11 protein-coding genes are annotated in these 14,176 nt (G+C 30.1%); 9 read left to right on the top strand and 2 right to left on the bottom strand.

The features are described from left to right. Window positions 1-14: 14 nt before the first annotated feature. The 4 genes from rplM (at window position 15) to tsf (ending at window position 2,783) form a co-directional block, all read left to right on the top strand. Window positions 15-470 (top strand): 50S ribosomal protein L13, encoded by a 456-nt coding sequence (gene rplM / locus Q0714_RS10385; RefSeq protein ID WP_298264745.1) that lies wholly within the window; start codon window positions 15-17, stop codon window positions 468-470. After that, on the top strand, window positions 470-856 hold the full coding sequence (gene rpsI, locus Q0714_RS10380) for a 30S ribosomal protein S9 (RefSeq protein WP_298264744.1): 387 nt from the start codon (window positions 470-472) through the stop codon (window positions 854-856). Before rplM ends, rpsI begins: the two co-directional genes overlap by 1 nt. A gap of 172 nt (window positions 857-1,028) precedes the next feature. Further along, window positions 1,029-1,763, top strand: a complete 735-nt coding sequence (gene rpsB, locus Q0714_RS10375) for a 30S ribosomal protein S2 (RefSeq protein ID WP_298264743.1) — start codon at window positions 1,029-1,031, stop codon at window positions 1,761-1,763. Between the two features lie 48 nt (window positions 1,764-1,811). After that, window positions 1,812-2,783: a translation elongation factor Ts gene (gene tsf / locus Q0714_RS10370; RefSeq protein ID WP_298264742.1), complete on the top strand. Its 972-nt coding sequence runs from the start codon at window positions 1,812-1,814 to the stop codon at window positions 2,781-2,783. A 57-nt stretch (window positions 2,784-2,840) separates the two neighbouring features. On the opposite strand, the gene Q0714_RS10365 is transcribed toward tsf, so the two are convergent. Beyond that, window positions 2,841-3,947: a DUF5009 domain-containing protein gene (locus Q0714_RS10365; RefSeq protein ID WP_298264741.1), complete on the bottom strand. Its 1,107-nt coding sequence runs from the start codon at window positions 3,945-3,947 to the stop codon at window positions 2,841-2,843. A gap of 29 nt (window positions 3,948-3,976) precedes the next feature. Beyond that, window positions 3,977-5,305 (bottom strand): sugar MFS transporter, encoded by a 1,329-nt coding sequence (locus tag Q0714_RS10360; RefSeq protein ID WP_298264740.1) that lies wholly within the window; start codon window positions 5,303-5,305, stop codon window positions 3,977-3,979. A gap of 383 nt (window positions 5,306-5,688) precedes the next feature. Here Q0714_RS10360 and nagB point away from each other — a divergent pair, with 383 nt between their 5' ends. From nagB to Q0714_RS10335, 5 genes are all read left to right on the top strand, one after another. Continuing rightward, window positions 5,689-7,617 (top strand): glucosamine-6-phosphate deaminase, encoded by a 1,929-nt coding sequence (gene nagB / locus Q0714_RS10355; RefSeq protein WP_298264738.1) that lies wholly within the window; start codon window positions 5,689-5,691, stop codon window positions 7,615-7,617. Between the two features lie 199 nt (window positions 7,618-7,816). Further along, complete coding sequence (gene pyrH, locus Q0714_RS10350) at window positions 7,817-8,524, top strand: UMP kinase (RefSeq protein WP_298264737.1); 708 nt, start codon at window positions 7,817-7,819, stop codon at window positions 8,522-8,524. Window positions 8,525-8,549: 25 nt separating this feature from the next. Further along, a complete protein-coding gene (frr, locus tag Q0714_RS10345; protein WP_298264736.1) occupies window positions 8,550-9,104 on the top strand; it encodes a ribosome recycling factor in 555 nt (184 codons plus the stop codon). 97 nt (window positions 9,105-9,201) lie between these two features. Beyond that, window positions 9,202-11,712 carry a DUF5686 and carboxypeptidase-like regulatory domain-containing protein gene (locus Q0714_RS10340; protein WP_298264734.1) on the top strand — a complete coding sequence of 837 codons (2,511 nt, stop codon included), beginning with the start codon at window positions 9,202-9,204 and terminating at the stop codon, window positions 11,710-11,712. A gap of 55 nt (window positions 11,713-11,767) precedes the next feature. Beyond that, complete coding sequence (locus Q0714_RS10335; RefSeq protein ID WP_298264733.1) at window positions 11,768-14,140, top strand: efflux RND transporter permease subunit; 2,373 nt, start codon at window positions 11,768-11,770, stop codon at window positions 14,138-14,140. Window positions 14,141-14,176 lie beyond the last annotated feature (36 nt).

The following is a 14,176-nucleotide window of genomic DNA, read 5'->3' as shown; positions in this document are numbered from 1 at the left end:
CAAAGAATTTAATTGTGAATACATTAAGTTACAAAACAGTGTCAGCTAACAAGGAGACCGCAAATAAAGAGTGGTTAGTAGTTGATGCAGACGGTCAAACGTTGGGTCGTCTAGCTTCTAAAGTAGCTATGCTAATTAGAGGTAAATACAAAACTAACTACACTCCTCATGTAGATTGTGGAGACAATGTAGTAGTTATCAACGCGGAAAAAATTAATTTATCTGGTAAAAAATGGAGTGACAAATCATACATTCGTCATACAGGTTATCCAGGTGGACAAAGATCGTTATCTGCTTCAGAAATGTTTCAAAAAGATCCAACTCGTTTGGTTGAAAAAGCAGTTAAAGGAATGTTGCCTAAAAATAAATTAGGTAGTGCCCTGTACAAAAATTTATACGTTTACGCTGGTACTGAGCACAAACATGATGCTCAAACACCAAAAGCTATTAACCTTAACGATCTTAGATAATGGATACAATACACAAAATAGGTAGAAGAAAAACAGCAGTTGCTCGTGTTTATGTTTCTGAAGGAAAAGGAAACATTACGGTTAACAAAAAAGACTATAAAAGCTATTTTACGACTCCAACATTGCAGTATAAAATTATGCAAGCATTAAACTTAACTGACAATGCAACCGCATTTGACATTAAAGTAAATGTTTATGGAGGTGGGGTAACAGGACAAGCTGAAGCTATTCGTTTAGCAGTTTCAAGAGCACTTGTTGAATTAAACCCAGAAAATAGAGCCATCTTAAAACCAGAAGGATTACTTACTAGAGACCCTAGAATGGTTGAACGTAAAAAATTCGGTCAAAAGAAAGCAAGAAAAAAATTCCAATTCTCAAAACGTTAATCGTTTTTTGGAGTTGTGTCACCAATTATTTTGGTGGTTCATTGAAATTAAAATTAAAACAAAGTTGTCGTTGATCAGTCAATGACTGTAAAAAGTTTAGCATCCAAATAGGGAAGATCGATTCTTCGCTACTTCCCTATTGCTAACTCAACGGAACGTAAACTACATACAAATGACAAATATTGAAATTAAAGAATTATTAGATGCAGGTGTACACTTTGGACACCTAACTAGAAAATGGGATCCAAACATGGCTCCATACATTTATGGAGAACGCAACGGTGTTCACATAATTGACCTTTATAAAACTGCTGCAAAAATCGAAGAAGCTTCTGAAGCTTTAAAGAAAATAGCAGCCTCAGGTAGAAAAGTACTTTTTGTAGCTACCAAAAAGCAAGCTAAAGAAATTATTGCAGACAAAGCTAAAAGCATTAACATGCCATACATTACTGAAAGATGGCCTGGTGGAATGTTAACAAACTTTGTAACTATTAGAAAAGCTGTTAAAAAAATGTCATCTATTGACAGAATGAAGCAAGATGGATCTTTCGATGCCCTTTCTAAAAGAGAAAAACTTCAAATTAACCGTCAACGTGAAAAATTAGAAAAAAACTTAGGTTCTATTACTGATATGACACGTTTACCAGGTGCAATTTTTGTAGTTGATGTTAAAAAAGAACACATTGCAGTTGCTGAAGCTAAAAACTTGAACATTCCAATTTTCGCAATGGTTGATACAAACTCTGACCCTAGAGGAATTGATTATGTAGTACCAGCAAATGATGATGCTTCAAAATCAATTAATAAGGTTTTAGGTTATGTTGTTGACTCTATGGCTGAAGGTTTAGCTGATAGAAAAGCAAACAAAGAAAAAGTAGCTGAAGACAAAGCAGAAGTAAAAAAATAATTAATGTAAAATAGTTGAACACCAAGTTCAACAAAAAATATTAAAAAAATGGCAAAAATTACAGCCGCAGAAGTAAATAAACTAAGACAATCTACCGGTGCAGGTATGATGGATTGTAAAAATGCACTTGTTGAAGCAGAAGGAGATTTTGACAAAGCAGTAGATATTTTACGTAAAAAAGGACAAAAAGTTGCTGCAAAAAGAGCAGACAGAGATTCTTCAGAAGGTGCTGCTATAGCATATGTAAATGATGATAATACTCAAGGTGTTATTATTTCTTTAAACTGTGAAACTGACTTTGTTGCTAAAAATGATAATTTCGTAGCATTAGCTACCGATTTTGCAAAAACTGCTGTAAATTACAATTCAAAAGAAGAATTTTTGAATGCTGATTTTGGAGGAATAACCGTTGCTGAAAAATTAATTGAGCAAACTGGTGTAATTGGTGAAAAATTAGAAATCGGTGCTTTCGAAAAAGTATCAGGTCCTTATGTTGGATTTTACATTCACGCAGGTAACAAAATAGCTGCTATTACAGCTTTATCTGCTAATGTTGATGGAGCTGATGTTGTTGCTAAAGACATTTCTATGCAAGCTGCAGCAATGGGAGCAAGTATATTATCTTATAAAGATTTTGACCCTGCTTACGTTGCTTCTGAAACTGAAGCTAGAATTGCAGTAATTGAAAAAGATAATATTGAACTTGCTAGATTAGGTAAAACACTTAAAAATGTACCAACCTATATTTCAAGAGCTCAATTAACTGATGAAATTATAGCTGAAACTGAAGAACGATTAAAAGAAGAATTAAAAGCAGAAGGAAAACCTGAAGCTATTTGGGATAGAATTTTACCAGGTAAATTAGAAAGATTTATCTCTGACAATACTACTTTAGACCAAGAACAATGTCTTTTAGATCAAAACTTTATTAAAGATGAAAAGAAAACAGTTGCCGAATATGTTAAAACTATTGGTAATGATGTTTCTGTAATTGACTTTAAAAGGGTTTCTTTAGTATAAAAAATACACATTTATTGTGATAAAAAAAACCTCGCGAATTGCGAGGTTTTTTTTATGTTAAATTTTAATGAAAATCTTCTTTTTATAAAGTATATACGTTAAAAACCAAAAGAATATTATATGTGTTACAGCAAATAGTAATGAACCATTCATATTGCCAGCTAGCGGTACAAAAACACTTTGGTATAAGTAAGAATAGCCTGTAAGTTTTTCTCCATCTACTGTTGTTATTTTCACTAAATAAATAATAATTTTAATATAAATACCTGAAAATACAAATATAAATAATGGGTTGGTTCCAAAGTGAATGAAAGGTTTAGACCATTTATTTATTTTTTGCACATCAATAATCCATAATAACAATGCTAAAAATAGCATTGCCAAACCTCCTGCATATAAAACATAAGTACTTGTCCATAACGATTTATTGATTGGAAAAACAATTCCCCAAGCTAACCCTATTACGGTTAATATAAAACCATAAAAAAGTAAGTTTTTAATTGCTCTCATAGTATTAGAAGATGTATCGATAATCCTTCCTGTGAAATAACCTAACAAAACTGTTCCAATAGATGGAATAGCCGATAATAACCCTTCAGGATCAAAAGTAAACCCTAACCCCTTATACATATGATTTTCACCTAAAACTAGCAAATCTATTTTCTGAACAATATTTCCAGTTTCTGCAAATGGGTCTATTGAGTTTCCTCCTAATAAAAGTAATAACCAATACCCAACTAAAATAATTACAAATAAAAATTTTAGTTTTTTAATATCAAATTGTAAACCCAACAATGCAGTTATACCATAAGCTATAGCAATTCGTTGTAGAACACCTAAAATTCGAACATGTTCAAAGTCAAATTTTGGGAAAAGGTTTAAAAATAACCCTAGTAAAAAAATAATTAAAGTTCTTTTTAAAACTTTATAAAGGCTAGCCTTTGTAATTCCTTTTTCGAACTTTTTAAATGAATACCACATTGATACCCCAACAATAAACAAGAAAAAAGGAAAAACTAAATCGGTTGGTGTACACCCATGCCATTTTGCATGGCGTAACGGAGGGTAAACATAACTCCAACTTCCAGGATTATTAACCATAATCATTAAAGCTATAGTTAACCCTCTTAAAACATCGAGTGCAATTAATCTTTTAGCTACCATAAATAAGAAAAATTATAAGTTCATTGTTCTTACTTTTTTAAACCTAATTTATGTCCTGCTAAAGCATAATACAAAATAATGGCATAGCAAGGTAATAAAATCCAATAACCCGAGGTTGCTGACTCTGCTGTAGCTGCAGCATCACTTAAACCTTGCGCAACCAATTCAGCTTTATTACTATCTACAAGTTTTCCATATAAAGGTGGTATAATTGCTCCTCCTGAAATAGCCATAATTAACAATGCAGAAGCTGTTTTAGTAAACTTGCCTAAACCTTTTAGAGTTAATGGCCATACAGCAGGCCAAACTAACGCATTTGCTATACCTAAGGCTGCGACGAATATTATGGATACAAACCCAGTGGTAAATACAATACAAAATGTTAATACAATTCCTAAAACAGCACTTGCTTTTAAAGCAAAAGCTTGATTGATATATTTAGGTATTAAAAACACTCCCAATCCATAAGTTGCTACCATGGCTAAAAGTGTAAAAGTGGTAAAAAATTTAGCATCGGCAGCAGGAAACCCTAAAGATATTCCATAAGCAATAATAGTATCTCCAGCAATAACTTCAGCACCTACATACACAAAAAGCGTTAAAACACCAAGCCACAAATGTGGAAATTGGAATATGCTAGTTTTAGAAGTTTCACCATTTCTCGTTTCTTCAATTGGTTCTGCTTCCACATGAGGTAGTGGTGCCTTTCTAATTAAAATTCCTAAAACCATTAAAACAACCGCCATTACTACATAAGGCACTACTACACTATCGGCCATAGTATCTAATAAATGCCCTTTTTCAACTAGAGAAACTGTGCTTAATCTATCTTTTACACTATCAATTCCAGATAATAAAATAGCTCCAAAAATAAGAGACCCTAATGCGCCTGCCACCTTGTTTGCAATCCCCATAATTGCTATACGTTTTGCGGCACTTTCAATTGGTCCCAAAATTGTAATATAAGGATTTGAAGCTGTTTGTAACAATGTCATACCCATACCTTGAATAAAAATACCTGATAAAAATACCCAATAAGTTCTTGCTTCTGCAGCAGGTATAAAAACAAGTGCTCCAACAGCCATTATAAATAAACCTAAAGACATTCCTTTTCTATAACCTATTTTATTTAGAATATAGGATGCAGGTAAAGCCATTACCACAAAAGAAATATAGGATGCTGAAGCCACCAAATAAGATTGAGCGGAGGTGAGCTCATTAATTGTTTTCATAAATGGAATTAAGGCTCCATTAATCCAAGTTACAAACCCGAAAATAAAAAATAATCCAGCAATAATAAGAATTGGAATAAAGGTGTTTTTCCCTGTATTATTAGATAAGCTGTTAGAATTTGACATAGTTAATTTATAGATTGGTTATTATACTTATTAAAATTTTCAATAATTCTTCTAAAATAGCGTTTTTAAAATATTTTATAACTTATTTTCTCCAAATAACACATAATTATAGCTGAATTAACAAATTTTACATATTAACATAATATTTTTGGATATAATTTTGTTAACTCATTTAAATTTGAGTTGTTGAATATTTTTGTTTGGTAATTTGGAGATACTTTTTGTTAAAATAAATTTATTTCAGTATAACTCATTAATAAATAAGAAGAAAGTTCGTAAAATTTCATGTTGTTTTTAACAGCTATTCCATTGCTCTTGGTCGAAAAAATTAATAAGCAATCATTATTAATTGATAATTTTACTTAATTATCAATTATAAAAGTATGAAAAATCAAACTTTAACTAAAACCAGCATTAAACATCAACCTTCAGGTCAATTTGAAGAAACTAGATTTGAAAAAATCCATAATATAGTTTTTGCTAATTCTGTGAATGGTTCTATTTGTGTAGCCCAAGAAATTGCAGATTTAATTAAAAGTAAACAGGTTAAAAATGAGCTTTGTATACTTGGACTGGCAACGGGTTCTTCGCCAATAAAAGTTTATGAAGAATTAGTTAGAATGCATAACGAAGAAGGTTTAAGTTTTAAAAATGTAGTAACATTTAACTTAGACGAATATTATCCGATGGATAAAAGTAGTGTACATAGTTACTACTATTTTATGCACCAACATTTATTTAATCATATTGACATTGATCCTGAAAATATAAATATTCCAAGTGGAACGATTTCAACCGAAGAGCTACATCAATATTGTATTGATTACGATTTAAAAATTAAAGAATATGGAGGTTTAGATTTTCAACTTTTAGGTATCGGTAGAACTGGTCATATTGGTTTTAATGAACCTGGATCACATTACAATTCGGGCACAAGAAGTATTACTTTAGACCATTTAACAAGAGTAGATGCTGCTACCTCTTTTTTAGGAATAGACAAAGTGCCTAAAAAAGCGATAACTATGGGTATTGGTACTGTAAAAAAAGCTAAAAGAATTATTTTATTAGCTTGGGGACACAATAAAGCTTCTATAGTTAAAAAAACGATTGAAGGCGATATAACACCTGATGTGCCAGCATCTTATTTACAAGAACATAACAATGTTACGTTTATATTAAACGATGAAGCCTCTCAAGAATTGACAAGAATAAAAACACCTTGGTTAGTTGGCCCTTGTATTTGGAGTGATCAATTAATTAGTAAAGCCATTGTTTGGTTGTGTGATTTAACAAAAAAATCTATCTTAAAACTTACAGATAAAGATTATAATGACAATGGAATGTCAAGTCTTCTTGTTCAAGAAGGATCAGCCTATGACATAAACATCAAAATGTTTAATAAATTACAGCATACAATTACAGGTTGGCCTGGAGGAAAACCTAATGCGGATGATTCTTCTAGACCAGAAAGAGCAAATCCACATAAAAAAAGAGTACTAATTTTCAGTCCACATCCTGATGATGATGTAATTTCAATGGGGGGTACTTTTGACAGATTAGTTGAACAAGGACATGAAGTACATATTGCTTACCAAACTTCTGGAAATATTGCAGTTTCTGACCATGAAGCCTTAAAATATGCTGAAGTAATTAAAGATATGACTCCTAACGATGTCGAAATTGATTTAGTTATTAAGGGGCTAAATTCTAAAAAAGGTGATATAGAAGATGTTATTGAAGTTAGAAAACTAAAAGGACTTATCAGAAAAAGAGAATCTTTTGCTGCAACAAGATTTTTAGGTGTTCCAGATAAAAATGTACACTTTTTAAATTTACCATTTTATGAAACAGGAACTATTAAAAAGAACCCTATTTCAAAAGTTGATATTGATATAGTTGCAGATTTGATAAGTGAAACAAAACCACACCAAATTTATGCAGCAGGTGATTTAGCAGATCCTCATGGCACACATAAAGTTTGTTTAGATGCCATTTTTGCTGCTTTGGAAAAATTAAAACCTAATGGTTATATGGATGATTGTTGGGTATGGTTATACAGAGGTGCTTGGCATGAATGGGATATTGATCAAATAGATATGGCTGTTCCTATGAGTCCCGATCAAGTTTTAAGAAAAAGAAGAGCTATATTTTATCATCAATCACAAAAAGATGGGGTAATGTTTCAAGGAAATGATACTAGAGAATTTTGGGTAAGAGCAGAAGAAAGAAATAATGAAACTGCCGTAAAATATCATCAACTTGGTTTAGCTGATTACGCTGCTTTAGAAGCATTTAAAAGGTATTATTATTAAAATAGCACAAGAAAAAACTCATTCTTCTATTAATTGAAATGTATTCAAGTTAAGGACTATTTATTTACCAATTATAAAAAATCTAAAGAATAAATTATTACGATGCTGTAAAATTGGATTAAAAATCAAAAATTCAACATTAACAATCATTATAAACTTCTAAAGTATTTCTTATATTTGCATAACTTTTAAAAAACTTATGGCTTATAAAAGAATACTTTTAAAATTAAGTGGAGAAGCACTGATGGGAGACCGTCAATACGGTATTGACCCAACACGTTTAGCTGAGTATGCTAGTGAAATTCAAAAAATAGTAGAAAAAGGGATTGAAGTTGCTATTGTTATTGGTGGAGGAAATATTTTTAGAGGTGTTTCTGGAGCTAGTAATGGGATGGATAGAGTTCAAGGAGATTATATGGGAATGCTTGCTACCGTAATTAATGGTTTAGCTTTACAAAGTGCTCTTGAAGATGCTGGATTACAAACTCGATTACTTACTGCCATAAAAATGGAACAAATTGCTGAACCTTTTATTAAAAGAAGAGCTGTTCGTCACTTAGAAAAAGGACGTGTAGTTATTTTTGGTGGTGGAACTGGTAACCCTTATTTTACAACAGATACTGCGGCTGTACTTCGTGCTATAGAAATTGATGCTGATGTTATTTTAAAAGGAACTCGTGTAGATGGAATTTATACTTCAGATCCTGAAAAAAACAAAGATGCTAGCAAATTTGACTCTATTACTTATAAAGACGTAATGAACAAGGGGCTTAAAGTAATGGATATGACAGCATTTGCATTAAGCCAAGAAAACAACCTACCTATTGTAGTTTTTGATATGAATACCAAAGGAAATCTTGAAAAAGTAATTTCTGGTGAAAATATTGGAACAATAGTTGATAAATAAATCGTATAATTTAAATTTTTCAATTATGAATGAAGAATTAAGCTTTATTATAGATAGTACCAAAGAACTAATGGCCAAGGCCATTACTCACTTAGAAAAAGAATTTAAAAACATTAGAGCAGGAAAAGCTAGCCCTGCAATGTTAGGCAGTGTAACTGTGGACTATTATGGGGCTCAAACACCTCTTTCTCAAGTTGCCAATGTAGGAACTATGGATGCACATACCATTACTGTTCAACCTTGGGAAAAAAATATGCTTCATGAAATTGAAAAAGCAATTATGATTGCTAATTTAGGATTCAACCCTATGAACAATGGTGAAATGGTTATTATAAATGTTCCTGTTTTAACCGAAGAAAGACGTAAACAACTTTCTAAACAAGCAAAAGCTGAAGCTGAAACTGCTAAAGTGAGTATTAGAAATGATCGAAGAGAAGCAATGAATGAGATTAAAAAAACTGATGCTTCTGAAGATATGAAAACAAATGCTGAAGTTGATATTCAAAATCTTACCGATAAATATATTGAGATTGTAGACGAGCACTATAAAATTAAAGATCAAGAAATTATGAAAGTATAATTATATTTTATAGTTAAACTTATCAAAAAAAAGGAAGCACTCAATTGAGTGCTTTTTTATTCTCTTATATTTGCGACTCTAATAAGTACGTTTTTAGATGAAAAAAATACATTTTTTATTGTTATTAATTCCATTATTCTCTTTTTCTCAAACTCAAATTCAAGGAATAATTATTGATAACAATTCTAAAAATCCGCTTCCATTTGCTACAATAACTACCAATACTAATTTTGGAACATTAACAAATGTTGATGGGAGGTTTCAAATTCGCACAAAACAACCATTTCATCAAATAACTATTTCTTATATCGGCTACTCTTCGGTAACCCTACCAATTACTAAAAACAATAAGTTTATAACTGTTAAATTAGTCCCTAGTGTTGAAAATTTAAAAGAAGTGCTAATTACAGCCAAAGAAAATCCGGCACTTAAAATTATTAGAAATACCATCAATAATAAGCCTAAAAATAATATTGAAACCGCATTAAACTCCTTCAAATTTAATGCCTATAATAAAACTTTAGTAACAGCAGATCCAGATTCAATTAGTGACAAAATTGATTCTGTTTTTATCGTACAAAAAGGCAAAAAAAAGTTTCTTAAACTTGATTCTACTAATTATGAGTTTAAAAAAGAAATAAAAACGAAACATTTATATATTTCTGAAAAAATTTCTGAGTTTCAATTTCAAAAAGGCAAAAAGAAAAAAGAAATAGTAGTTGCTTCAAGAATGGCAGGTTTACAACAACCAATTTATGAGTTTTTAGCAGTAACATTTCAAGATTTTTCATTTTACAATGAATACTATACCGTTGCTGGAACAAAATATAAAAACCCCATTGCTAAGCAAGCTTTAAAATACTATAATTACAAAATTTTAGATACTGTAAAAAATGAAATTGGGCATTCAATTTTAATTTATTTTAAACCTAAAAAAAAGCAAAAAAAAGCTGGTTTAGAAGGTGTTTTATTTATAGACAACAAAAATTTTGCAATTACAAAAGCTATTGTCGAATTAAAAGGAGTTGTGAATATCAAAGCAACTCAAAATTATCAATTTCAAAAAAAATATAATATTTGGTTTCCTAACGAAATGGAAATCGTTTTAAGAAAAGGTGATACTAATGAAAACATAAATTTGTTTGGAGGAACCGTAAAATTTGAAACCGATAAAAAAAACGATTCAATACAAACATCAAAAACTAATGATCCTTCAGATATTACCTATTTTATTTCAAAGTCTTTAAACTCTAATATTAAAATTAATATTCCAGTAATTGTAAAAGGATCTTCTACCACTATTCAATTTAATGACAATGCTCATAAACAACCTAAAGAGCTTTGGAACAACTATAGAGCGGATAGTTTAACAGATAGAGGGAAATCTACCTATATTTTTTTAGATAGTGTAGCAAAAAGTGAAGGTATTGAGAAAAAAATAAGTATTGTTCGAAATATTTTAAATGGATACTACCCCACTAAATATATCAATTTAAATCTTGGGAAAATAATTAATTTAAACAATTACGAAGGTTTACGAATTGGATTTGGTGGAGAAACCAATCCAAATTTTTCTAATACTTTTAAAATTGAATCTTATATAGCCTATGGTACAAAAGATAAAGATTTTAAGTACAGTTTGGGCATATCAAGTAGATTGAATAAAAACACAAACACTTGGATAGGAGGCAATTTTACCAACGATTTAAAAGAAGCAGCTTCATTAGATTTTATAGCCAAAAACACCTCATTTTCCCCAGTAAATCCAAGAAATTTAAACATTTCAGAGTTTTATAATTACAAAACTATAAATACATTTTTAACGCACGATATTCAACCTAATTTAGAAACAAAAATACAACTAAGTACTGGAGATTATCTTCCAGTTTTTAATTACCAATTCAACTCGCCTTCTAAAAATTTAGTCAATTATTCGTTAACAACAGCATCAATAGGCTTTCAATACAATCCAAAAAGTGAATATATGAATTCCCCTTTAGGGAAATTAACCATTAAAAAAGAATATCCACAATTCACATTTCAAGTCACTAAAAGTTTTGAAAATATTTTTGAAAGCGATTTTAATTTCACACAAATAAATGCTAGAATTTTTCATAAAATTAAGCGTTTACGTAAAGCAACAACTAACATTTTAATTGAAGGTGGAATTGTAATTGGCGATGCGCCAATTACCCATTTATTTAATGCAACACCTAATTATACCTATAAAAATCCGTGGATAAAAAGAATCACCTTTGCTGGTAAAAATAGTTTTGAAACTATGGGATATAACGAGTTTATTTCTGATAGATTTGCTGCAATACATATTTCTCACAATCTGAAACTCTTTAAAATTAGTCCAAAATTTAAACCTCAAATTTCATTTGCAACAAGAGCTGCTATAGGCGATATTGATAATTTAGAATATCATAACGGACTGGCGTTTAAAAAAATGAATAAAGGCTATTTTGAAAGTGGACTTGAAATAAACAGCCTATTTAAAGGGTTTGGATTAAGTGCTTTTTACAGATATGGCCCATATAAAAATCCTGTATGGAGTGATAATTTAGCATTAAAACTTACTTTTAAACTTAACCTTGGATTTTAATAATCAATTCATTAAAACCAAAACTATTTTGTTACCTTTGCGAAAATTTTTTTGAATGAATTTTTGGACAAGGGTTTCTAGACTAATTTTAAAAGGAAGATATGTTGTATTAGTTCTAATTGCGGCCTTCACCTACTTTTTAGCTTCTCAAATGCAGTACATGCGTTTTTCTTATACAGAAGCAAATTTACTTCCTAAAGATCATAAAATAAATATTGAATACGATAAATTCTTAGAATTATTTGGAGAAGAAGGAAATTTAATCATTCTAGCTACTTCAGATTCTACAGTATTTACCCCACAAAAATTTAATGCTTGGAATAATTTATCAAAAAAATTTGACAGTTTTCCAGAAATCGATTTTACGATAGCTATTGGAGACATTAAAAAATTAAAGAAAAACCAAGAAGCTCAAAAATTTGATGTAGAACCCCTATACAATAAAACTCCAGAAACTATTGAAGAAGTATTAAAAATTAAAACAGAGCTTTTTGAAAACTTACCTTTTTTTGATAATTTTTTATTCAACAAAAAAAGTGGCACCATTAGAACAGTTGTTTATCTAAAAAAAGAAATCGTTAATACTCCAGCTCGAAAAGATTTTATTTTTAATGTTTTAAACCCTGAAATTGAAAAATTTGAACTTGACAATAATATTGATATTAGAGTATCAGGAATGCCCTACATACGCACCATGAACTCCCAAAATATTATTGATGAAATTGGTATTTTTGTAGTATTAGCGCTAGGGATAACCGCTCTTATTTTCTTTTTCTTTTTTAGGTCAATTAGGGCAACTTTTATTACTTTATTGGTTGTTAGTATTGGTGTTATATGGGCATTTGGTTTTATTGGTTTATTTAGGTATGAAATTTCAGTTTTAATGGCTTTAATTCCTCCATTAATAATTGTGATTGGAGTTCCAAATGCTATCTTTTTAATTAATAAATATCAACAAGAAGTTAAAAAACATGGCAATCAGGCAAAATCATTACAACGTGTAATTACTAAAATTGGTAATGCTACATTAATGACAAATGTAACTACAGCTTCAGGTTTTGCAACATTCATTTTTACCAAAAGTCAATTATTAAAAGAATTTGGAATCATAGCTTCTATTAATATTTTAGGAATATTTATTCTGGCATTACTGATAATTCCTATCATGTATAGTTTTATGCCTCTACCAAAAGAAAAACACCTAAAACATTTAGAAAGAAAATGGATTGATGCCATTGTAAGTTGGATGGAGTCCATTGTAAAAAATCATCGATTTGCAGTTTATGCAAGTACTATCGTATTGATTATAGCAAGTATGATTGGTGTTTATATGATTCGCGTTTCTGGTAGTATTATTGAAGACATGCCAAAAGGAAAACAGTTTTTTAAAGACATTGTTTTCTTTGAAAATGAATTTGGAGGCATTATGCCTTTAGAAATAATTATTGATACTAAGAAAGAAAATGGTGTAATGAATTTATCCACCTTAAAAAGAATGGATAAACTTGATGAAACCATAGATGAAATTCCACAATTATCTAAATCCATTTCAGTTCTAAACCTTGTAAAATACTCAAAACAAGCATTTTATAGCGGTAAGCCAAAATACTATCAACTTCCTAACAATCAAGAAAAAAATTGGATTTTATCATATACTAAAAATTCTACTGACAACTCTGAACTACTAGATAATTTTGTAGATTCTACGGGTCGTTACGCAAGAATTACCACCTTTATGAAAGACATTGGAACTGATAAAATGGAGGTTATTGAAGAACGTATTCAACAAAAAATTGAGAAAGAATTTCCAAAAGAAAAATACGATGTTGCTATGACTGGAAAAGCGCTTGTATTTTTAAAAGGTACTAATTTTTTAATTAATAATCTTGTTGTATCATTATCTCTAGCAATTTTATTAATTGCCATTTTTATGGCTTTTTTATTTAGATCATTCCGAATGATCTTAATTTCATTAGTACCAAATATATTTCCTCTGTTAATTACGGCTGGCTTAATGGGGTATTTAGGTATTCCTATAAAACCTTCAACTATTTTGGTATTTAGTATTGCCTTTGGAATTTCAGTTGATGATACTATTCATTTTTTAGCAAAATATAGACAAGAATTAAAAGCTAATAATTGGAGAATTAAACAATCCGTATATGCAGCCCTAAGAGAAACGGGCGTAAGTATGTTTTATACCTCAATAGTGCTGTTTTTTGGCTTTTTAGTTTTTACAGTTTCGAGTTTTGGAGGCACCATTGCACTAGGTGGATTAGTTTCCGTTACTTTGTTATTTGCTATGGTTTCTAATTTATTATTATTACCTTCTTTATTGCTTTCATTGGAAAAAACAATTGCCAATAAAAAAACATTTAAAGAACCTACATTAGACATCCTTACACCAGAAGAAAACGGAGATAACTAATTATAACAAAACAAGTAAACTTTCAAAGGTTAGACT

Source organism: uncultured Lutibacter sp. (assembly GCF_947493565.1).
GTDB lineage: Bacteria > Bacteroidota > Bacteroidia > Flavobacteriales > Flavobacteriaceae > Lutibacter > Lutibacter aestuarii.
This window is presented reverse-complemented; position numbering and strand designations above follow the sequence as displayed.